Source organism: Kaistella chaponensis, from assembly GCF_900156725.1.
GTDB classification, from domain to species: domain Bacteria; phylum Bacteroidota; class Bacteroidia; order Flavobacteriales; family Weeksellaceae; genus Kaistella; species Kaistella chaponensis.
The window spans coordinates 141,308-163,888 of the sequence record NZ_FTOI01000003.1; the positions used below are offsets into that span (position 1 = coordinate 141,308).

Consider the following 22,581-nt stretch of genomic DNA (forward strand, 5'->3'; position numbering starts at 1 on the left):
ACGAAGGAAGTGTTGCGCCTAAAAATTTCTGCGAAAACTGACTTCAATTCTCAAACTTCAATTTTTAAATTGGCCTTATTTAGCCTTAAAGAATTCAGGATAACGGATACAGAACTGAAACTCATCGCCGCAGCTGCAATCATGGGACTCAATAGAATTCCAAAAAAAGGGTAGAGCAAACCTGCTGCAACGGGGATTCCGACTGTGTTATAAATGAAGGCGAAAAAGAGATTTTCCTTAATGTTTTTGAGGAGTTTTTCACTTAAAATTTTAGCTTTTGCAACCCCTAAAATATCTCCTTTTAAAAGGGTGATTTCTGCGCTTTCGATCGCGACATCGGTTCCGGTACTCATTGCGATTCCAACGTTTGATTGTGCTAAAGCCGGTGCATCATTGATTCCATCGCCGGTCATGGCTACAATTTTTCCTTCCGCTTGAAGCCTTTTGATTTCGGCTAATTTATCTTGAGGAAGACAGTTTGCAAAATATTTTTTAATTCCTAATTCTTTGGCAACGGCTTTCGCAGTGTGTTCGTTATCGCCGGTCATCATTATAACTTCCACCTTATTCATTTGAAGAAATTGAATCGCTTTTTTTGAACTTTCCTTGATATTATCGGAAAAAATGAGCATTCCTAAAACCCGCGTTCCATTTGCCAAGAAAGAAATGGTTTTCGCGTGGTCTTCATTTTCTTTTATTTTCTGCTTTAATGAATCGGGAATTGAAATATTATACTGTTGCAAAAGTGCCATGTTTCCTAATAAAACAATTTCATGATCGATCGTTCCTATGATTCCTTTCCCAGAAATGTTTTCGAAGTTTTCAACTTTTTCAAAAGTCTCATTTTCTTTTTTAAATTCATTTAAAAGTGCACTGGAAAGTGGATGTTCAGAATTTTGGTTCAAGGAAGCTGCCCATTTTAAAACCAAATGTGAATCGATATTTTCTGTTGGGATCACTTCATCCAGTTTTGGTTTTCCTTCTGTCAAAGTTCCTGTTTTATCGGTAATTAAAACATTCACTTGATGCATGAGTTCAAGTGCTTCTGCATTTTTAATGAGGATTCCATTTTTTGCGCCTTTCGCGATTCCAACCGTTAAAGACATCGGAGTTGCCAATCCAAGTGCGCACGGACAGGCTACAATTAAAACCGCAACTGCATTAACCAAGGCGTAAATCAGTGCATTTTCACCACCAAAAATTTTCCATGCAATGAATGTTAAAATTGATATTGCAATGACGATTGGAACAAATATTTTTGAAATTTTATCGGCTAATTTTTGAATGGGCGCTTTGCTGCGACTTGCGTCGTTGACCATTTTTATGATTTGTGAAAGCAATGTTTCATCGCCTACTTTTTCGGCCATCATTAGAAAAGACCCATTTCCGTTGATGGTTCCTGCAGTTACTTTCATCCCGAAACTTTTCTCAATGGGAATGGGTTCACCTGTAATCATGCTTTCGTCTACATTTGAGTTTCCTTCGGTAATTTTTCCGTCAACCGGAATTTTTTCGCCTGGTTTAACCCTTAATAGATCGCCAAGTTTAACATCAGAAAGCGGAACTTTCTTTTCCACATTATCAATGATTACATTTGCTTGATCGGGAGTCAGATTCATCAACTCCTGAATTGCTTTTCCGGTTTTTTGATGCGCTCTCGCTTCTAACATTTGACCCATGATCACCAAAGTTAAAATAACATCTACCGATTCAAAATAGAGCGGAGTTTTTCCACCATGAGAAATTTCGTGCGGCAAAATTCCGGAAAAAAACAGAGCCAATAAGCTAAAGAGGAAAGCTGCAGCAGAACCTAATGCGATCAGAGAAAACATATTAAGATTCCAGGTTTTAAAAGAAATGAAACCCCTTTTTAGGAGAAACCAGCCCGCATAAAAAATAACCGGAACAGATAGTATCAATTCAATTATGCCCTGAATTTTATTAGAAAAGGGTATTTCGAACCACATTCCACCCATTGACAATAGGAAAACTGGAATGGTGAAGACTAAGGCAATTAAAAATTTATTTCTTAAACGTTTGTAGGTTTCATCATCATCCGTATTTTCGCCAATCACCGGAATTTTAACCAGATCCATTCCGCAAACGGGGCAACCAACATTAGAGTCATAAACTTTATCGCCTTCGCAAAACATGGGACAGTAATATTTTCCTGCATTATTATCGTGGTTGATGACCGTATTCTTTGCAGGTTTTTGTGGTGAATGGTGTGTTGATGCATTCACCAAATTCTGAGTAATCTCCTCTAAATGCATGTGACAAACGGGACAACCGACATCTGTAGGGTACGTTTTATCGCTTTCACAAAACATGGGACAAAAATACTCGCCTATTTTATGTTCGAAACTTTCGGGTAAATTGGTTTTAGAAAAAGCCTGTTTTTTGTTTTGATAATCAGCTCTTTCTTCAATGGGAACAAGAAACATGTTGCAAACTGGGCAACGTTTTCCGGGAGTAAAGTATACTTTTTCACCTTCACATTCCATCGGACAGTAATAAACGGAACTTGGAGAAATTCTTTCAGATGCAGGTAATTGGGTAGGTTTCATGCGGTAGATTTAAGTCCAACTTTCGAGCTTTTTCGTTGGACGATATTAATAAGAGAAGGAAGTTTGTTATAAAATTTAGAATCAGGTTGATTTCGACATAATATCTTTAAAATTAATAATGATCGAGAGCGATGTGGTTTTAATTTTTCAATTCTAAAGTGTTCATTGCAACAATACAACGATCACAAACCCTTATTATTAATGGAGATCGTCATCTAAATTTTTTAATCGATCGGTTATAAATTCAATTTGTGTTTTGCCATGTTCGGTGGGTTTACCATCATGATCTACGCCAACAAAAACAATTTTATCAATCGTGATGATCGTTTGCCGAGTCATCATGTTCCGCACATTGCACGCTAATGTAATCGAAGTTCTACCAAAAGCAATCGCTTCAATTCCAATTTCGATGATGTCTCCTTGTCTTGCAGAACTTACAAAATTGATTTCTGAAATAAATTTAGTCACACATCGCGGCGTTTCTAACTGAATAATTGCGTAAAGAGCTGACTCTTCGTCGATCCATTGCAGTAATTTGCCTCCAAAAAGGGTTTGGTTGGGATTTAAATCTTCAGGTTTGATCCATTTTCGGGTATGATAATTCATTTCAATTGTAATTTATCTTGTAAAAACAAGTTTTGTTTGGGTTGATAATTCTTCGTCTATTAAATAGTTTTCCAGATTAAATCCTTTTACTTCATTAAGTGTTTTAACTTGGTTTTGAGCACAATATCGAGCAACTAAACCTCGTGCATGTTTGGAATAAACAACGATGGTCTTCAATTTTCCTTCTTTATAATTAAAGAATTCAAAATCGATCACTGGAACTTTAATTTTAGTTTTGTCAATGACTTTGAAATATTCCTTACTTGCCAAATTGAGAACGACATCTTTTGCACTTAATTCACTGTTGAGCTGCTCTGTAATCTTATCGGTCCAGAAATCGTAAAGGTTTTTATAATCATCAAATTGAAATTTGCGTCCCATTTCTAATCGGTAAAGCATGATTCGGTCTGAAGGTTTCAACAATCCATATAATCCGGAAAGCATTCGGTAATTTTTCTGCAGATATTTGATTGATTTTTCATCTAATGATTTTGCATCTAACGCTCGGTAAACTTCGCCACTAAAAGCCATTAAAGCCGGTGCAGATTCGTTTGACTTAGGATTTGCTTTCCAATTTTGATTTCTTTCCCAATTTTCATCGGCCAGCTTCGGAGAAATTTCCATGAGTTCTGACAAATATTTCGACGATTTTGTTTTTAGCGAATTCTGAATCATTTCTGCCTGCTCAATAAAATGGGGGACCGTTGTTTTCAGAAAAGCATTGGATTGCTCAATATTCATAAGTTTTGCAGGAGAAGTAAGTATTTTCATTTGAAGAAGACTGTTGCGTTTGTTGTAAATTGGTCGTATTTCAGAAGCTATAATTTTATTTCGACGGGAAATAAATTCTTGTTTGTGTATCCGATTAAGGTTGAAATAAAGCGAATAATTTTAAATTTCCCCTTTACCCTGACGTAGAATTTCGGGTTCACCACTGGTGAGATCTACAATCGTAGAGGGTACATTGTCGCCATAGCCGCAATCGATAACGATATCGACTAAATTATTGTATTTCTCCGCAATTAATTCGGGATCGGTAGAGTATTCGATCACGTCATCATCATCTTTGATGGAGGTAGATGCGATTGGATGACCTAATTTTTCGACAATAAGTTGTGGGATATGATGATCAGGAACACGAATTCCGACGGTTTTTTTACCTTTATAAGCGAGCGGTAAACTTTTACTGGCTTCCAAAATAAAAGTAAACGGACCAGGAATATTATTTTTCAAAAGTCGAAAAATACTGGTGTCAATTGGTTTTGTAAATTGTGATAGATGGCTTAAATCATTGCAGATAATTGAAAAATGGGCTTTTTCTAACTTCACTTTTTTTATTTGCGCTAACTTTTCCATCGCCCGAATGTCAAAAATATTACAACCTAACGCATAAACGGTGTCGGAAGGATAAATAATAATGCCGCCATTTTTAAGGGTGCGAACTACCTCATCTAGAAGGTTTTCCTGCGGATTATCGGGATAAATTTTCAGAATTTTTGCCATATACAAATTTAGTAAAAATAGATTTATAAATTATTTTCGAATAAAATTTGGAAGTTTACATAATAGTTGTATATTTGCACCACAATAACGCGGGGTAGAGCAGTAGGTAGCTCGTCGGGCTCATAACCCGGAGGTCGCACGTTCGAGTCGTGTCTCCGCTACTAAGTAAAGAGAATCATTAATTTGGTTCTCTTTTTTTGTGGGGTAATTTCTTGTGTTGGTGAGGGTTTTTGGGGGATTTTCTAAGATTCTCTTATTTTTAAATTATTTCTCTATCATCTCTACAACTAGCAAAAAAAGGCATACAATTAGGTAACCCATTTATTCATTTGGTAACCCATTCTAAACCCTACAAAAATGAAAATTCTATTCTCTCTCTTTAAACCAGACATTTAAAATTTGCTTAAATTTTATACTCTTTTAAAAATGGTGGTTTTTTGTTTTGAAATAATTTTTATCCAGCAAGATGCTAAGAGTGGCATTTTAATATTTTCCGAAATATCACCGTAGTTTCTTACTTTTGGCTAACATTTTTATTATGGAAAAATATAATTTAGGATTGGTTCTTTCTGGTGGTGGTACAAAAGGCGTTGCTCATGCAGGTGTATTGACTTTTTTAGCCGAGAAAAACATCAAAGCAGATGTATTGGCTTGCTGCAGCGCCGGTTCAATTGTAGGTGCTTTGTATGGCGTTGGAAAGTCTGGAGAAGATATTTTAGATTTTTTTAAATCGGTCTATTTCTTTAACTGGAGGCATTTCGCTTTCAATAAACCGGGATTGGTTTCCTCTACGATTTTTTCCAATTATCTGTATCCTATTTTTAATGATATGACGATCGGTGAACTTGATATTAATTTGAAAATTATTGCTACAGAACTGGTTTCCGGCGAGCAAAAAATATTTGAAGGAAAAGACAAAATAGTAGATGCGGTGATTGCTTCCTGTTCGATCCCAGGAATTACGGTTCCTTATATTGTTGGTAATGAAATGTATAGTGATGGCGGTGTTCTCAATAATTTTCCTGCAGATATTATTTATAAGGATTGTAAAAAACTAATTGGAGTCTATGTTTCGCCCCCACAAGATGTTGAACTTGTAGATCTGAACACTATAAAATCAGTGACCACAAGAGCTTATGAATTAATGTCTCATCGAACAGAAATTTACAAATTTTCTTACTGCGACTGGGTCATTACTTCTAAAAAATTAGCGAATTATGGCACTTTCGAAAGAAAAGCCAACCGACTCGAAGAAATCTTCGACATCGGTTATAATGCTGCAAAAGATTCTTACGAAAGATTTGCGCGTTAAAAAATATATTTCCAGTACACTAAAATTCCGGTGCAGATTGCCGCGAAAGCCATTAAAACAACTGCTCCTGCTGCAATGTCTTTAATGATTTTGATGCGTTCGTCAAACTCAGGTTGTATAACATCGCATATTTTTTCAACTGCGGTATTTAAAATTTCAGAACTTAAAACTGCAAAACTGACGATTAAAATTAAAGCGGTATCTGTTGGATTTAATTTCAAAAAAACGATCAAGAAAAGATTCGCGATCAGTCCCAAAATTTCCAACTGAAAATTTCTTTCAGATTTCAACATCCAAAAAACACCATTAACTGAGTTTAAAAAGCTTTTGTAGAACGGAGGTTTTCTCATTTACCAGCTTTTATCGATCATGTAAAGTAATTGTCCCATCGTCACTGCGCCCAAAAGTAATTCCCGGCGATTCACTTTTTCAAAGGTATCCTCATCGGAATGATGAATATCAAAATAGCGTTGTGAATCTGGAACGAGTTCTGCCACTGGAACATCTAAATCATGCAGTGGTTCAACATCGGTTCCGGCATATTGCATCTCAAAATTGTAAACGCCATAAGGTAAAAATAGATTTTTCCAGGATTGAATTTGGGCTCTTTTTTCAGCACTCATCACAAAAGCAACTCCACGTGGTGTAAATCCACCTCCATCACTTTCGATGGCAAATAAGTGTTTTTCGTTGTTTTTCTTCACGTTTTCGGCGTATTGATTTCCCCCTTTTACGCCATTCTCTTCATTGGCAAAACAAATTACACGAATGGTGTGGTTGTTTTTCAAACCCATTTTTTTGAAAGCTCTCAAAATTTCGATACTTTGCACGATTCCTGCACCGTCATCTTGCGCACCTTCGCCAACATCCCAGGAATCTAAATGACCGCCAACTGCGATAACGCTATTATCAATCTTACCGGTGATCTCACCAATCACAGAATGGGACCGTTTTTCGCCTTTCATCGCACAATTGGAATTCAGTTTTGCAAATACTTTTTGGGATTTCAAAGCTTTCTCCAATTCATCGGCACTTTTAGGCCCAATCGCAACTGCCGCGATTTTGAAAGTGTCATCGGTATCATATTTCATCATTCCAGTGTGCGGAACATCGTCTAACGCGGAAGAAAGTGAACGGATAATCACGGCTTTTGCACCTCTTTTTCCAGCCCAGGAAGCTGCATTTCTTCTGTATTTTCCGGCATCGCCATAAGCTTGTCCAGTGTTGATAAATTTTTGGTTAAAAGCGTAATTGAAGAATACAATCTTTCCTTTTATCTCTTCATCCGAGAGTTTATCGAAATCTTCTTTACTTTTTGCAAATATAATTTCTGCTTCTACATTTTTCCCTTTCGTCCCTTCAGAATTACCGAGAGAAAGCATTCGTATTGATTTCCATTTTCCGGATTGATCTTTAATCTGAAGTGATTCTTTTCCGCGTTCCCAAACCGGAACCATCACTTCCTCCATCCAGACTTTATCTGCACCGGCTTCTTTTAATTTTAAAACTGCCCAATTTGTAGCTTTTTCATAAGCTGCAGAACCACTTAATCGGTGACCAATGTTTTTGGTTAAATCATGCAAATTTTTATAAGCAGTTCCATTCACCAATATTTCATCGGCGATATTTCTGAATTGTAAGGAATCTTGTTTGCTTTGGGAAAATAAAATTCCGCCCAAAAAGAGCGGAAGTATTTTTATTGTAGAATATTTCATAGGGTATCAATATTGAGAGACCCAAATTTAAAAAAAAATTATTTACAAAAAATTAAATTATTGCTTCATATCGTACATAATTAAAGCGGTTACCAGTTTTGGTTCAATATAAGTGCATTTTGGTGGCATCACTATTTTATGGTCGGAAACTTTTAATAAATCATTAAAACTTACGGGAAAAATTCCAAATCCTACTTTATATTTTCCGGAATCTACTTTTTCTTTTAAGCTTTGAATTCCTTCGACAGTAGAATTTCCTTTGCAGTACGTAATTTTATCGGTTGTTTTAGGATCTGCAATACCCAAAATATCTTTGATAACAAACTCTTCCAAAAGGGAATGATCCAGATCATTCACATTGCTTTGTTTGTTTCGCAATTCATGTTTCACGTGAAGGGAGTAAAATTTTCCACCCAAATACATCGAAATGTGGAATTTTTGACTAGGGTAATACGGAATTTCTCCTTTTTCATGAACCAAGAAGTTTTGTTCTATTTTCTTTAAAAACTCCTCGTCTGTAAGACCATTCAAATCCTCTAAAAGTCTGTTGTAATCGTGAATTTTGATGGACTGATTCGACACGATAAAGCTGAACACATAATTGTAGTGTTCTGTTCCATTGTGTTTTTTGTTTTTATCCTGAAGGTTTTTTGCATTCAAAGCGGTAGAACCGATTCGGTGATGCCCATCTGCAATGTAAAATGAATCAATCTGCTCGATGACATCTTTTAATTCTTTCATTTTCAAACGATTATCAATTCTCCAAATTTTGTGGCGAGTTCCTTGATCATCTAAATAATTAAGAATGGGAACATTTTTCTCCTCATGATTCATGAGCAATTCCACCTTCGGATTTGCGATATAAGTGAGCAAGACAGGTTCTGCCTGAATGTTTACTTTTTCTAAATAGTAGGCGAGCTTTTCTTTTTTATGAGTAAGGGTAGATTCATGTTTTTTTATCTTATCATTTCGGAAATCATCAACACTTACCAAGCCTAAAAGTCCACGAAATACGGATTTATTGGGTAAAAACTGCTCATACAAATAATAAGCGGAAGAATCCTGCACGATTACTTTATCATGAAGCAATTCTTCAAAATTGGTTCTAATTTTCCGAAGATTTCGATCTACATCTTTCGATTTACTCACTACATATGGTTTTATCATCTGAATGTATGATGATTCCATTTGGGCTTTTTTATTGATCTCTTCTTGAGAAAAATTATCTAAAGGATGAGTGGGAAAAGTTTCAACAAAGTCTTCACTTGGTCGAACTCCCCGAAAAGGTTTGAAAATAGGCATGTTCTTTCTATAATTTCGTTTTGATTGCAATAATTTGGTTGGCCAGTTCGGTACCGATTTTTTCCTGAGCATCTAATGTATTTCCCCCTAAATGCGGAGAAAGCGATAGATTTGGATTCATTAGAAGAGGAAGTTCGGGACTAGGTTCATTTTCAAAAACATCTAATGCAGCACCCGCTACTTTGCCAGATTCAATCGCCTTTAAAAGTTCAACTTCATTGAGAACGCCACCTCTTGCTGTATTTACAATAAATATACCGTCTTGCATCTTTTCAAATTGGGGTGCATCTATGATATATTCTGTGGTTTTTGGCGTGTTGATGCTAATAAATTGGGTGTCCTTCAAAAATTCGTCCCAATCTTGTGTAGACGTTATGTCAAAATTGATGGATTGCCCGTCGAAAAAGTTTACTGAGATTTTCTCAGTTTTCGGTTTTCTGGTCAAAACTTTAACCTTCATTCCTAAAGAAATACCTATTTTGATGACTTCTTTTCCAATTTCACCAAAACCGATTACTCCCAGATTTTTACCTTCCAGTTCATGCGCTTTGGAAAAAGATTTTTTCATCGCGGAGAAATGAGTGTCGCCTTCTAATGGCATTAATCTGTTGGATTCATGCAGAAATCTTGCTAAAGAGAAAAAGTGCGCAAAAACCATTTCGGCTACTGATCTTGATGATGCGTTTGGTGTATTGATTACATAAAGACCTTTTTCGATGGCGTATTCAACATCAATGTTATCCATTCCAACGCCGCCTCGTCCAATAATTTTTAAGCTTGAACAAGCATCGATGATATCTTTTCTAACTTTGGTAGCGCTTCTTACTAATAGAACATCAATTTTATTCTCGTTAATGAAATCGATAAGCTGCTCCTGTGAAACTTTGGCTTCTACAAATTCGATTCCCGCTTCTAATAAAGCATTTTTCCCTGATTCTGAAATTCCGTCGTTTGCTAAAACTTTCATATTTTCTAATTAATCGCCTTTAAAAATAATTTTTTAAATCGGTTAGTTAATACTTTTCATTACGTCAACCAAAACCTGCACACTTTCGATCGGCAATGCATTGTACATACTCGCTCTGTAACCGCCTAAACTTCTGTGTCCATTAAGACCATTGATTCCGGCTTCTTTCCAAGCGATATCGAAAGCTTCTTTTTTAGATTCATCTGTTAATTTAAAAGATACGTTCATCAATGAGCGATCTTCTTTCCGGCAGAAAGTTTCGAATAAAGGATTATTATCAATCTCGTCGTAAAGCAATTTTGCTTTGGCTTCATTTCTTAATTCTGCAGCTTCAATTCCGCCATTATTTTCTAAATGTTGCAAAGTAAGAAGGGTTGCATAAACTGGAAAAACTGGTGGCGTATTGTACATAGAATCTTTTGCGATGTGCAAAGAATAGTCAAGGTAAGAAGGAATATCTCTTCCTGTTTTTCCCAAAACGCTTTTCTTCACCACCACCATCGTCACTCCTGCAGGTCCCATATTTTTTTGTGCTCCAGCGTAAATAATATCAAATTTTGAAAAATCGATGACGCGGGAAAAGATATCAGAACTCATATCGCAAACCATTACTGTGTCAACTTCCGGGAAAGTTTTCATCTGCGTTCCATAAATGGTGTTGTTTGAAGTGCAGTGGAAATAATCATATTCACTTCCTACTTTATAATCTTTTGGAATAAAGGAGTAATTTTCTTCTTTAGAAGAACCTACAACATCTACTGTTCCTAGTTTTTTGGCTTCTTTAATGGCACCTGCTGCCCAAGTTCCTGTATCTAAATAAGCGGCTTTTCCATTGTCCTTTTTCATCAAATTAAAAGGAACCATCAAAAACTGTAAACTTGCACCACCTCCGACGTAGATTACCTCGTAATCATCGCCCAATTTCATCAACCTTTTTACGATTGCTCTGGCTTCATCCATTACAGGAACAAAATCTTTGCTGCGGTGAGAAATTTCGAGCAGCGATAGACCAATTCCATTAAAGTCTAAGATTGCAGCAGCAGATTTTTCGAAAACCTCTTGTGGTAAAATACAAGGTCCAGCGCTGAAGTTGTGTTTTTTGCTCATTTTTTTAGTTTTATAAATTCAATAATTTAGATGATTAACGGACAGTAAAATAGTAAATATGGTATAAAAAAAATGCCCACAATAAGTGAGCAGAAGTTTTATTCTCCGTGCAAAAACGCTTTTTTCTGCAGTAAACTCTCCTCAGATTCCACATGATCTTCATCTGGGATACAGCAATCTACAGGGCAAACTGCAGCACATTGTGGTTCCTCATGGAAACCTATACACTCTGTACATTTATCCGTGACAATGAAATAAACATCGTCGCTTACCGGTTCCTGTGGTGCATCTGCATCGATTGTGAGGCCCGATTTCATTACGACTTTTCCTTTCAGCGCAGTACCATCGGAAGCTTTCCAATCTACTGCACCTTCATAAATCGCATTATTAGGACATTCTGGTTCACAAGCACCACAATTTATACATTCGTCTGTTATTCTGATAGCCATTGCTACTTTATTTTTTAAATTTGCACAAAATTACTAAAATTCCGCCAAATTTCCATACAATGAATAGAGAAAAACAAATTTCAGGACTTGCTCAACTGGGTTTTTATATAAATAAATTTTTAGAAGTAAAACCTGAAAATTATAATGAAATTGACGAGAAATTTGCTGCATTATTGCGAAAATCAGAAATCGAAAATTCCTGGTTCACGCAGGAAAGTCAAAGATTTGCGTTAAAACAATGGGCGGATTTACTGACAGAAGAAAATTTAAATCACTGGCTTTCAAAATATAAACCATCCCATGACTCCAAAAAAGTAGGATTGATTTTAGCGGGAAATATACCGATGGTTGGTTTTCATGATGTGATTTCAGTAATTTTAAGTCAGCACATTGCCTTGATTAAACTTTCTTCTAAAGACCGCACCATATTGCCTTTTTTGCTGAATAAATGGCAGGAGTTTTCGGAAGCAGAACTTCAATATGAATTCGTAGAAAAACTTCAGGATTTCGATGCGGTAATCGCTACAGGAAGTAATAATACAGCTAGATATCTAGAATATTACTTTAAAAATCATTTAAGCATTATTCGTAAAAACAGAACTTCAATTGCAGTTTTGAAGGGAGACGAAACACCAGAAGAGCTCCAACTTTTAGCAGAAGATATTTTCCGGTATTATGGTTTGGGTTGTAGAAATGTTACGCGGCTTTTCATTCCGCAGGATTTTGTAATTGATGGATTATTTGAGAATTTTTTAAATTTTAAAGAAATCATTAATCACAACAAATACGCGAACAATTACGAATATAACCGTGCGATTTATTTGCTGAATCAAGAGCGATTTTGGGATAATAATTTCGTGATGCTGAAGGAGGATGAAGCTTTATTTTCGCCACTTTCGGTGATTAATTTTACGCGCTATAAAAACATAGACGAGGTGAAAAGTTTCATTAATGAAAACGAGGAAAACATTCAGGCAATTGTGGCAAAACCAGAACTTGGTTTGGATTCAATTGCATTAGGAGAGGCGCAGAATCCTGATTTGGAAACTTATGCGGATCATGTAGATACCATGCAATTTTTAGAGGTCATTTAATTTTTTTTTGATCAATTGAAACCCAGAATGAATTTCTGGGTTTTTTGTGCTTCAATCCTTTCAATTAAATTGAAGAATACTCTCAAAAATTAAGCATTTGTTAAAACCTCGAATTTTTTGGATTCAGAAGGGTTTGAAAAATCATCACATTTTCGCCGAATGTACTTTCAATTCGGTCAGTTATATTGATAAGTTCAATTTCGATAAAATCCTGTCTTTTTTCGTCGTTATCAAAAATCAGAAGCAAATTGGTGTTTTTTCCTTCGCTGATCATTTCGCTTTGCACATCAGAGAGGATGTATTTTTCAACATCAATTAAATTTTCAATCATTTCGAGAAGGTTATTCTCCATGTAGAGATTCCAATCATTGCTGATGTTTTCAGTAGAATGAAAAGTAAGGCTCAAAACACTCATTATTTTTAACTTTTTTTATGATTTAGTGGTAGACTTGAGGGGCAAAATTCGGTAAATTTTTCGTAAATTAGCACGTTATTAAAATCAGAAATTCATGAATAGTCAAGACAATTTATAAGTGCTTGATTTTCATTTTATTAAAAAAGATATATGCAAACAGAAGGAGAAAGGTTAATTCCTATCAACATTGTTGATGAAATGAAATCCTCTTATATCGATTATTCGATGTCGGTAATTGTTTCCAGAGCGTTACCCGATGTAAGAGATGGCTTGAAGCCGGTGCACAGAAGAGTTCTTTACGGGATGTACGGACTCAACGTATTTTCAAATAGAAAACATTTAAAGTCGGCCAGAATTGTTGGGGATGTTCTAGGTAAATATCACCCACACGGCGATTTGTCCGTTTATGATGCAATGGTGAGAATGGCGCAACCGTGGAGTTTGCGTTATCCATTAGTTGACGGGCAAGGTAACTTTGGTTCCATGGATGGTGATCCACCTGCAGCAATGCGTTATACTGAAGCGCGATTGAAAAAGATTTCTGATGAAATTTTAGCAGATCTTGATAAAGATACCGTTGATTTTCAGAATAACTTTGATGATTCAATGACAGAACCAAGCGTGATGCCAACGAAAATTCCAAATCTTTTGGTTAATGGAACTTCGGGGATTGCAGTGGGAATGGCGACCAATATGGCACCGCATAATCTAACAGAATCTATAAATGCGATTTGTGCTTATATCGATGATCGAGAAATCACGATCGATGAGTTAATGAAACACATCATCGCGCCGGATTTCCCAACTGGTGGGATTATTTATGGTTATGATGGAGTTCGTGATGCTTTACACACCGGTCGCGGAAGAATTGTGTTGCGTGCAAAAGTAGGTTTCGAAGAAGTTGGAAACAGAAATGCAATTATCGTTACCGAAATTCCTTACCAAGTGAATAAAGCGGAAATGATTGCTCGTACTGCAGAATTGGTGAAAGATGAAAAAATCACCGGTATTTTCGAAATTCGCGACGAATCAGACAGACAGGGAATGCGTATTGTTTACGAACTTAAAAATGATGCGATACCAAATGTAGTGTTGAATATGCTTTATAAATATACAGCATTGCAAACCTCGTTTAGTGTTAATAATATTGCGTTGGTTAAAGGTCGTCCGGTTCAATTAAATGTAAAGGATTTGATTCTTCATTTTGTTGAACACAGACATGAAGTAATTGTTCGTAGAACCCAATATGATTTAAGAAAAGCAAAAGAAAGAGCACATATTCTTGAAGGGTTCATGAAGGTGATCGGAACGCAGGATGCTTTAGATAAAGCCATTGCAATCATCCGTCACAGTTCAAATCCTGCCGAAGCGAAAGAAGGTTTGATGACAGAATTCGACCTTTCAGAAATTCAGGCACAAGCGATTCTAGATCTTCGTTTGGCGAGATTAACCGGAATGGAACTCGACAAAATTCGCGCAGAATATGACGAGATCATGGCTTTGATTAATGATTTGGAAGATATTTTGGCCAATGAGCCGAGAAGATACCAAATTATCAAAGAGGAACTTTTAGATATGAGAGAAAAGTACGGCGACGAAAGAAGAACGGAAATCGATTATTCAGGCGGTGAAATGTCGATTGAAGATTTAATTCCAGACGAAAAAGTAGTACTTACCATTTCTCACGCAGGTTATATAAAAAGGACTTCACTATCAGAATACAAAGTACAAAGTAGAGGTGGAGTTGGGAACCGAGCTGCAACCACAAGAGATGAAGATTTCTTGGAATATATTGTAGCAGCAACCAACCATCAATATATGCTCTTCTTTACCGAAAAAGGAAAATGTTTCTGGTTAAGAGTATTTGAAATTCCGGAAGGATCGAAAATCTCCAAAGGTAGAGCAGTTCAGAATCTAATCAATATTGAACCTGATGATAAAATCAAAGCTTACATCAGAACCAATGATTTGAAAGATCAGGAATACATCAATAAAATGAATGTAGTGATGATTACGAAAAACGGAACCATCAAGAAAACTTCATTAGAAGCCTATTCTAGACCAAGAACAAACGGAGTAAACGCCATTGAAATCAGAGATAATGACCAACTTTTAGGTGCAAGATTAACCGATGGAAATTCCGAGATTATGATCGCCACAAAAGATGGTAAATGTATCCGATTCCCAGAAGAAAAAGCAAGAGCTGTTGGACGTGGTTCCATCGGTGTTCGTGGAATTACTTTATCGGAAGGCGACGAAGTTATTGGTATGATTGTTGTCAACGATGTGCAAAATGAAACCGTATTGGTAGTTTCTGAGCGTGGTTACGGTAAAAGAACAGCAGTAGAAGATTACAGAATTACCAACCGTGGCGGAAAAGGAGTGATTACCTTAAACATTACCGAAAAAACTGGAAATCTGATCGCAATTCAAATGGTAACGGATGATGATGGTTTAATGATCATCAATAAATCTGGAGTTGCCATCAGAATGGGAATGGATGAAATGCGTGTAATGGGTAGAAATACGCAAGGTGTTAAAGTTATTAACCTTAAAAAGAACGATGAAATTGCAGCCATCGCCAAAGTGGAAATGGATAAAGAAGTCATCATCGAAGAAGGCGAGATAATCGAAGGCGCAGAAGATCAGGAAAAGGGAGCTCCAATCATTGAAGCTGGTTCTGATACGGATAATGAAATCATCCAAACAGAAGAAAATAAAGATTCAGAAGACGAGTCTGAAGAATAATAAATCAAATTTTAATTAAAATATAATGAAAAAAATATTTTTAAGCATCGCTTTAGTTTCTATGACTTTCGCATTTGCACAGAAAAAAGAAATCGCAGCTGCTGTTAAAGCAATTGATGCAGGAGATGCTGCAACTACAAATGCTCAGATTTCTGCGGCCGAAGCTGCAATGGGCGGTAAAACAACTTCTTTGGAACCTTCAGTTTTAGAGCAGTATTATTACGCAAAAGGATTGGCTCTTTTGAAATCTGGTAAAAATGCAGAAGGTGCATCTTATCTGGCTAAAATGACTGAATTGGGTAAATCCAAAATTTATTCCGGTAAAGACAGCTCGAAAAACAGAGTGTATTTCGTAGGAAAAGAAGAGGCAGATAAATCTGGTATTCAAGGATTAAAAGAAGAATCGTATACCAATACTTTGACTGGGAAAATTGCAAATACTATTAATCCTTTGCTCGAAAGTGCCAACAAATCCGCAATGGAATCTTATAATGCAAAAAATTATACCGTTGCAGCTCCGAAATTTAAAGAAGTATATGACCTTCTAAAAGCAGGTGGAGAAGATAACATGCAGTTCCTGTATTATTCAGGATTAAATTACGCTCTTGGCGGAAACAAAGAAGATGCAATTAATGTGTATAATGAATTAATCAATTCAGGTTACACAGGAGTTCGAACAACTTATAATGCAAAAAATAAGAAATCAGGTGAAGTAGAACCATTAGATAAAACTTCTTGGGATCTTTACAAAAAAATGGGAGCTACTTCCGAATACAGCGATTTCAAAATCGAAACTTCTAAAAGTATTGAGAATGAACTCTATGAAACCAACGCTGCGTTACTGATCGAAGCCAACAGATACGATGAAGCTTTAGCGCTGATCAAAAAAGGGCTAGAGAAATTTCCAACCAGTTCGAAGCTTACAGAATTGCAGGGAACTGCGTATTTCAAATCTGGGAAAATGGACGATTTTATCGGAAATATAAAAACCCAAATTGCTAAAAACCCGAATGATGCAAATGCATGGTATAATCTTGGTGTTTTAGAGAGCAAAAACCCTGCAACCGAAGCTGATGCAATCGCTTCTTACAAAAAAGCAGTAGCTTTAAAACCCGATATGGTTCAAGCTTGGCAAAATCTAACCTATGTAACAATGGGTGATGACGGAAAAGCAATTGATGAATACAATGCAGCAAAAAAAGCGGGAAAAGCAGAAGCTGCCAACAAAATTATCGAAGCAAGAAGAGCTAGATTAGCTGCAACTTTACCTTACGCCGAAAAATGGTATCAAAACGATACAAATAACATCGATGTAGTTAAATTGCTGAAAGGTCTTTACTTGTCTGGTAAAAATGAAGCAAAATTCCAAGAGTTCAAAAAGAAAGAAGCAGAAATGGCTGCAACTCAGAAATAGAATTGAAGTGATAAAAACGATATCGGATTCAATTGCGATATCCTTTCTACCTTTAAGATTAAAAAAAACCGGTTCGAAATTTTCGAACCGGTTTTTTGATGATTGTATTTTAATTGATCTCGCACTTTTCTAAAACATCTTTTATTCTTTTCATGGCTTCTTTCAACTCCTTTTCCGAAGCTGCATAAGAGAATCTCACACAGTTTGAATTTCCAAATGAAACACCACCAACAGTTCCAACATGAGCATGATCTAATAAAAACATCGCAAAATCATCTGCATCATTGATCGTACTTCCGTTTAAGGATTTACCGATATAATAGGAAATGTCTGGAAAAAAATAGAAAGCTGATTCAGGGTAATTTACTTTAAATCCAGGAATTTCTTTCATTAAATCATACACAATATCGCGTCTTTTTTTGAATTCTTCGATCATGTATCTGTACTCCGAATAATCAGTTTTCAAAGCAGTTACCGAAGCTTTTTGTGCCATTGAGTTTGCACCACTGGTCATTTGTCCCTGTATTTTTTCGCACCCAATTGCCAACCATTTCGGACAAGCCGAATAACCAATTCTCCATCCCGTCATTGCAAACGCTTTCGACATTCCATTGATTACCGCCGTTTGTTCATAAACCTGCGGAAATTCTGCAATAGAAGTATGTTTCCCATCGTAATTGATATATTCGTAAATCTCGTCGGAAATAATGGTAATCTGTGGATATTTCGCAATCACATTTGCAATTTGCTCAAGTTCTTCATATTTATAAAAACTTCCAGAAGGATTACAAGGCGAACTGTATAGCAACGCTTTTGTTTTAGGAGTTATCGCTTTCTCCAGTTGTTCAGCAGTCATTTTAAAATCCGTTTCGATTGAAGTTTCAATAAATACAGATTTTCCGCCCACCATTTTTACCATTTCATCATAACTTACCCAAAATGGCGCAGGTAAAATAACTTCATCACCTTCATTAATGATCGAGCATAATACATTTAAAATCGACTGTTTTGCTCCGTTTGAAACACAGATTTGGGAAGGCAAGTAATCGATATGATTATCTTTTTTTAATTTCTCGCAAATCGCTTCTCTTAAATCCAGAAATCCGGGGACAGGAGAGTAGTGACTGAAATTGGTATTAATTGCATCGAATGCTGCTTCTTTAATATTTTTTGGAACATCAAAATCGGGTTCACCTAGGGTTAAACTGATTACATCAATTCCTTTCGCTTTCATTTCCCGCACTTTATTGCTCATCACAAAAGTTTGAGAAAAACTCATCCGGTTAAGTCTTTCTGAGTAATTATCCATAGTTAGTTTTAAGTTTTTCAAAGATAATTTTTTTCTGCAAAGTTTTAAACATGTTTCTTTAAATTTGTAGAAATTATAATTAAAAAATGTCAGTCGAATTAATACAAAAATACTTCCCAGATCTTTCCGAACTTCAAATCGATCAGTTTTCTAAACTGGATGAGCTTTATAAGGAATGGAATGAAAAAATAAATGTGATTTCGCGAAAAGATATGGATTCGCTTTATGAAAAGCATGTCTTGCACTCACTCGGAATTGCTAAAGTAATGCAGTTTTCACCCCAAACAAAGGTTTTGGATATTGGTACTGGTGGAGGTTTCCCGGGAATTCCACTTGCTATTTTATTTCCTGAAGTTCATTTCACATTGGTAGATTCTATCGGAAAGAAAATTACTGTTGTTAAAGAAGTTTCAGAGGGAATTGGCTTAAAAAATATAACCCCGATTCACGGAAGAGCCGAAGATGTAAAAGGTCAGTTTCATTTTATTGTAAGCAGAGCCGTGACACAAATGCCTATTTTTCTGCGGTGGTTAAGAGGAAAATTCGAAAAAGAACAGTTTAATTCGAAACACAATGGCATCCTATATTTGAAAGGTGGTGATTTAACTGAAGAATTAGCAGGAATGAAAACAGAGATTTTTGACCTGCACAATTATTTCGAAAGCGAATTTTTCGAAACTAAAAAAGTGGTATATTTATCTAAGGGTAATTTTAATTCATAATTCATTATAATAAATGAATTATGTTCGTCGTTTTAATAAATATTAGAAGAATTATGAAAAAAGCAATACTATTTTGTATGACCATCGGTTTGATTTTCAGCGCAATAAGTTGCAACGATCGGTTTGAAGGAGATGAACTTGTAAACATTGAACCACTCAAAATCGATAGTGTGAAAATTCCACAAGACACCATGGATGTTCGTACTACCCAAACCATCAAAACCTATTCAAATTACACCTCAAAATGTGAAGGTTTTTACGGGTACGACTATCTGCATACTGCCGATTTTGAAAGAAAAGTGATTTCCTATAAATTTAAAAGCAGCGCAGCTTGCGGAGATTTGGTGACCAAAGCATCACAGATTAATTTTAATCCCCAAAAAACCGGACTTTACCTTTTTAGATTTTACAATGGCCAAGATTCTGCAGGTCAAAGTACTTATCTTGAAAAAGAGATCGTCGTGCAATAAACGAGAAAGCATAAAAGAATAAAACCTCGGGAAAATCTTATTTTTCTGAGGTTTTTTGTTTTAATTTTCTTATTTTTCATTTTTACCTTTTGATATGAAATTTCTCCAAAAAATAATTACCGAACTCATCAATCAAAACGCTGATTTATCAGGATTTAATATCGTGCTTCCCGGCAAAAGACCCATTGTATTCATCAAACAAATATTGCGGGAAAAAGAGTATTCAGGTTTTCTGCCGAACTTTTTTACCGTAGAAGATTTAATTTCAGATTTATCTGGAAAACAGCCTGTTCAGGGAATTTCTTTATGGCTTTTTGCTTTTCAGATTTATCAGGAACTTCATCCAGCCGAAGATTTTTCGAATTTTCTGAAATGGTTTCCCACTTTACTGAAAGATTGGGACGATATTTTGAAATTTTCAGAAAGCGACAAAGCGGTTTTGGAATACATGTTCGATGAGGAAAGGATTAAAAACTGGTCAGAAAACTTAGGAGATTCCGAAGATATTCCACGCCGAAAGTTTTTAAATTTCTGGCAGAAGATGAATGTTTTTCTTCCCATTTTAAAACAAAAACTTACCGAAAAAAACTGGGCAACTTCGGGCATGATTCATGAAGCTGCAAAAAATAAAATTGAAGATTTCGCGATAAAAACCGAACAGAAATTTGTTTTTTGTGGTTTTAATGCATTTACTCCGGTCGAAGAAAAATTGATAAAAAGTCTTTTGCAGTGGGACAAAGCACAATGTTTTTTTCAGGCAGACTCTTATTATTTCGATGATGAAAAACAAGAAGCCGGAAAATTTCTGCGCAGTCATAAAACCTGGAAAGAGTTTACCGAGAAAAGACCTTTTCATTGGATTGAAAATGATTTCGCACAGCCGAAAAAAATTAAAGTATATGAAGTTTCCGGCAATATTACTCAAACAAAAGTTTTACCGGAAATTTTCAAAGAAATCAATGACCACAATCTTTCAAAAACGGCAGTCGTTTTACTTGACGAAAATTTGCTTCCTGCAAGTTTAGATGCGATGAATGCAGTGCAATATCTCAACATTACGATGGGATTTCCGCTGAAAAATTTGGCTTTCAGTAATGCGATGAAGCAGCTTTTTTATCTTCAAAAACAACTGGAGAAAAAAGACTCTTCGTATTATTACAATGATGTATTGTCGGTTTTAGAGGAACTTCCAAATTCCGACATTGATCAGCAAATTATTGCCAATTTTAAATTGAATATTGAAGAAAGAAACATCGTTTATATTTCGAAAAAGCAGTTTACAGAATTTCTTTCGGAACTTTCTTATTTTGATATTTTTAAGAAAGCAACTTCCATTAATGATTTTTTAAATTTGTTGATTAAATTTTGTTATGAATTGAAATTCAGAGAATTAGATGATATTTTATTTGAAAACATCACGCACTTCGAACAAAGTTTTAAAATCATTAAAAATCAAATTTCCCCCTATTCCTTTGAAATTAAAATGGAAACACTGGAAGTTTTGATCAATCAGCTTGTAAATTCAGAATCAATTGATTTTCAAGGAGAACCATTGCAAGGTTTGCAAGTAATGGGACTTTTGGAAACCCGTCTTTTAAACTTTGAAAACATCATCTTGCTTTCTACCAATGAAGGTAAATTACCACTCGGAAATTCGCAAAATACGTATCTTCCTTTTGATGTTCGCCAACATTTTGAATTGCACACTTTCTTGGAAAACGATAGTATTTATGCTTATCATTTTTACCGCTTAATTCAGGATTCATCCAATGTTCACTTGCTTTTTAATGCTTTAAATTCGGGGGTAAATACCGGTGAAAAAAGTCGTTTTATTACGCAAATGGAAATTGAAGATTCATACCATCAGATTGAAAATATCATTATTGAAAATACCTCAGATCCTATTCAACAGGAACTCATTCAAATTCAAAAAACACCAAAAGTCCTGGAGAAATTAGAAGCGTGGAAAAGCAGGGTTTCAGCGTCTCATTTGACTTCTTATCTCTACAATCCGATTGATTTTTACCTCACCAAAATTTTAAATACGCGCGAAACAAGTGAAATTGAAGAAGAACTTTCCCAAAGAAGTTATGGAAATTTAGTGCATTATGCGCTTCAAAATATTTACGAAAAATTCATCGGTAAAAAATTGACTGCTAAAGATTTAGATCTTTCAAATGAAGAAGTTCTTGAAGCCATCAATGGAGCGATTGAACAGTTGAAACATCAAGTTGAATTCTATGCAAAAGGAATGAATTTTATCCATAAATCAATTGCAGAAAGGGTAGTGCGCAATGTTTTGGAGTATGATAAGAATTTGGTGGAAAATGGAAATTCTCTTGAAATTTTAAGTGTAGAAGGAAATTTTGAAGGGATTGATTTTTATCTGGACGAAGCGAAGGTAGACAAAGTTTCTTTTTATGGATTTATTGACCGAGTTGATCGGCTGAACGGAAATTTAAGAATTATTGATTTTAAAACTGCTAAAACCAAAAATCTTGCGATTTCTGCTCCAAAAAAACCGGAAGATTTGGAAAAATTAGAGCAGCTTTTTTTCCGCGATGACTATAAACAGGCGATGCAGTTGTGTATTTATGCTTATTCAGTTCTAAAAGAAAATACAATTCCCGCCAATTTTGTTGAATGCGGAATCTGGAGTTTTGCGGAAGTGAACAAAGGAGTTCAAAATCTACAGATTTTTGCAGATCAGGAAATATCGCTGAACCTTTTAGAAACTCCTATGAAATCTATAAAAAATTTAATTCTGGAAATTTTAGATCCCGATAAAGATTTTGCAGAAGAAGAGCGCGCGACTTGGTAATTACCACTGATTTCAATTTTATTTAGACCAAAAAAACCTTCAAATTTTTGAAGGTTTTCT

19 protein-coding genes and 1 tRNA gene are annotated in these 22,581 nt (G+C 35.6%); 8 read left to right on the forward strand and 12 right to left on the reverse strand.

What is annotated here, in order from left to right; genetic code table 11:
• Nucleotides 1-50 precede the first annotated feature (50 nt).
• The 4 genes from BW932_RS04375 to BW932_RS04390 all read right to left on the reverse strand — a co-directional run bounded on the left by BW932_RS04375 (nt 51) and on the right by BW932_RS04390 (nt 4,676).
• Nucleotides 51-2,567 (reverse strand): copper-transporting P-type ATPase, encoded by a 2,517-nt coding sequence (locus BW932_RS04375; protein WP_076385747.1) that lies wholly within the window; start codon nt 2,565-2,567, stop codon nt 51-53.
• A 198-nt stretch (nt 2,568-2,765) separates the two neighbouring features.
• Nucleotides 2,766-3,173, reverse strand: a complete 408-nt coding sequence (locus BW932_RS04380) for an acyl-CoA thioesterase (protein ID WP_076385749.1) — start codon at nt 3,171-3,173, stop codon at nt 2,766-2,768.
• A 12-nt stretch (nt 3,174-3,185) separates the two neighbouring features.
• Nucleotides 3,186-3,944, reverse strand: a complete 759-nt coding sequence (gene yaaA, locus BW932_RS04385; RefSeq protein WP_076385751.1) for a peroxide stress protein YaaA — start codon at nt 3,942-3,944, stop codon at nt 3,186-3,188.
• A gap of 120 nt (nt 3,945-4,064) precedes the next feature.
• Nucleotides 4,065-4,676, reverse strand: coding sequence for an L-threonylcarbamoyladenylate synthase (locus tag BW932_RS04390; protein ID WP_076385753.1), 612 nt, complete (start codon nt 4,674-4,676; stop codon nt 4,065-4,067).
• Nucleotides 4,677-4,764: 88 nt separating this feature from the next.
• On the opposite strand from BW932_RS04390, the gene BW932_RS04395 reads away from it, so the two are divergent.
• Together BW932_RS04395 and BW932_RS04400 are read left to right on the forward strand one after the other, a co-directional pair.
• A tRNA-Met gene (locus BW932_RS04395) sits at nt 4,765-4,837 on the forward strand.
• 377 nt (nt 4,838-5,214) lie between these two features.
• A complete protein-coding gene (locus BW932_RS04400) occupies nt 5,215-5,988 on the forward strand; it encodes a patatin-like phospholipase family protein (RefSeq protein WP_076385755.1) in 774 nt (257 codons plus the stop codon).
• Here BW932_RS04400 and BW932_RS04405 read toward each other — a convergent pair.
• From BW932_RS04405 to BW932_RS04430, 6 genes are all read right to left on the reverse strand, one after another.
• Nucleotides 5,985-6,338 carry a diacylglycerol kinase gene (locus BW932_RS04405; RefSeq protein ID WP_076385757.1) on the reverse strand — a complete coding sequence of 118 codons (354 nt, stop codon included), beginning with the start codon at nt 6,336-6,338 and terminating at the stop codon, nt 5,985-5,987. The genes BW932_RS04400 and BW932_RS04405 overlap by 4 nt on opposite strands.
• On the reverse strand, nt 6,339-7,703 hold the full coding sequence (locus tag BW932_RS04410; RefSeq protein ID WP_076385759.1) for a M20/M25/M40 family metallo-hydrolase: 1,365 nt from the start codon (nt 7,701-7,703) through the stop codon (nt 6,339-6,341).
• Between the two features lie 57 nt (nt 7,704-7,760).
• A complete protein-coding gene (locus tag BW932_RS04415; RefSeq protein ID WP_076385761.1) occupies nt 7,761-9,005 on the reverse strand; it encodes a DUF1015 domain-containing protein in 1,245 nt (414 codons plus the stop codon).
• Nucleotides 9,006-9,012: 7 nt separating this feature from the next.
• The gene (locus BW932_RS04420; protein ID WP_076385763.1) at nt 9,013-9,972 is read right to left on the reverse strand and encodes a D-2-hydroxyacid dehydrogenase; all 960 of its coding nucleotides are present in this window, start codon (nt 9,970-9,972) and stop codon (nt 9,013-9,015) included.
• Nucleotides 9,973-10,014: 42 nt separating this feature from the next.
• Nucleotides 10,015-11,079, reverse strand: a complete 1,065-nt coding sequence (serC, locus tag BW932_RS04425; protein WP_076385765.1) for a 3-phosphoserine/phosphohydroxythreonine transaminase — start codon at nt 11,077-11,079, stop codon at nt 10,015-10,017.
• A 98-nt stretch (nt 11,080-11,177) separates the two neighbouring features.
• Nucleotides 11,178-11,528 carry a 4Fe-4S binding protein gene (locus BW932_RS04430; protein ID WP_076385767.1) on the reverse strand — a complete coding sequence of 117 codons (351 nt, stop codon included), beginning with the start codon at nt 11,526-11,528 and terminating at the stop codon, nt 11,178-11,180.
• A gap of 59 nt (nt 11,529-11,587) precedes the next feature.
• Between BW932_RS04430 and BW932_RS04435 the strand changes: the two genes are divergently transcribed.
• Nucleotides 11,588-12,622 carry an acyl-CoA reductase gene (locus BW932_RS04435; RefSeq protein WP_076385769.1) on the forward strand — a complete coding sequence of 345 codons (1,035 nt, stop codon included), beginning with the start codon at nt 11,588-11,590 and terminating at the stop codon, nt 12,620-12,622.
• Nucleotides 12,623-12,722: 100 nt separating this feature from the next.
• Here BW932_RS04435 and BW932_RS04440 read toward each other — a convergent pair whose 3' ends face one another.
• Complete coding sequence (locus BW932_RS04440; RefSeq protein WP_076385771.1) at nt 12,723-13,037, reverse strand: DUF4286 family protein; 315 nt, start codon at nt 13,035-13,037, stop codon at nt 12,723-12,725.
• 150 nt (nt 13,038-13,187) lie between these two features.
• Between BW932_RS04440 and gyrA the strand changes: the two genes are divergently transcribed.
• Together gyrA and BW932_RS04450 are read left to right on the forward strand one after the other, a co-directional pair.
• The gene (gyrA, locus tag BW932_RS04445; protein ID WP_076385773.1) at nt 13,188-15,785 is read left to right on the forward strand and encodes a DNA gyrase subunit A; all 2,598 of its coding nucleotides are present in this window, start codon (nt 13,188-13,190) and stop codon (nt 15,783-15,785) included.
• A 25-nt stretch (nt 15,786-15,810) separates the two neighbouring features.
• Entirely contained in the window at nt 15,811-17,199 is a 1,389-nt protein-coding gene (locus BW932_RS04450) for a tetratricopeptide repeat protein (protein WP_076385775.1), read from the forward strand.
• A 109-nt stretch (nt 17,200-17,308) separates the two neighbouring features.
• On the opposite strand, the gene BW932_RS04455 is transcribed toward BW932_RS04450, so the two are convergent.
• Nucleotides 17,309-18,508: a pyridoxal phosphate-dependent aminotransferase gene (locus tag BW932_RS04455; RefSeq protein WP_076385777.1), complete on the reverse strand. Its 1,200-nt coding sequence runs from the start codon at nt 18,506-18,508 to the stop codon at nt 17,309-17,311.
• 86 nt (nt 18,509-18,594) lie between these two features.
• Between BW932_RS04455 and rsmG the strand changes: the two genes are divergently transcribed.
• From rsmG to BW932_RS04470, 3 genes are all read left to right on the forward strand, one after another.
• On the forward strand, nt 18,595-19,230 hold the full coding sequence (rsmG, locus tag BW932_RS04460) for a 16S rRNA (guanine(527)-N(7))-methyltransferase RsmG (protein WP_076385779.1): 636 nt from the start codon (nt 18,595-18,597) through the stop codon (nt 19,228-19,230).
• A gap of 53 nt (nt 19,231-19,283) precedes the next feature.
• Entirely contained in the window at nt 19,284-19,700 is a 417-nt protein-coding gene (locus BW932_RS04465; protein WP_076385781.1) for a hypothetical protein, read from the forward strand.
• A gap of 94 nt (nt 19,701-19,794) precedes the next feature.
• Complete coding sequence (locus BW932_RS04470; protein ID WP_076385783.1) at nt 19,795-22,521, forward strand: PD-(D/E)XK nuclease family protein; 2,727 nt, start codon at nt 19,795-19,797, stop codon at nt 22,519-22,521.
• Nucleotides 22,522-22,581 lie beyond the last annotated feature (60 nt).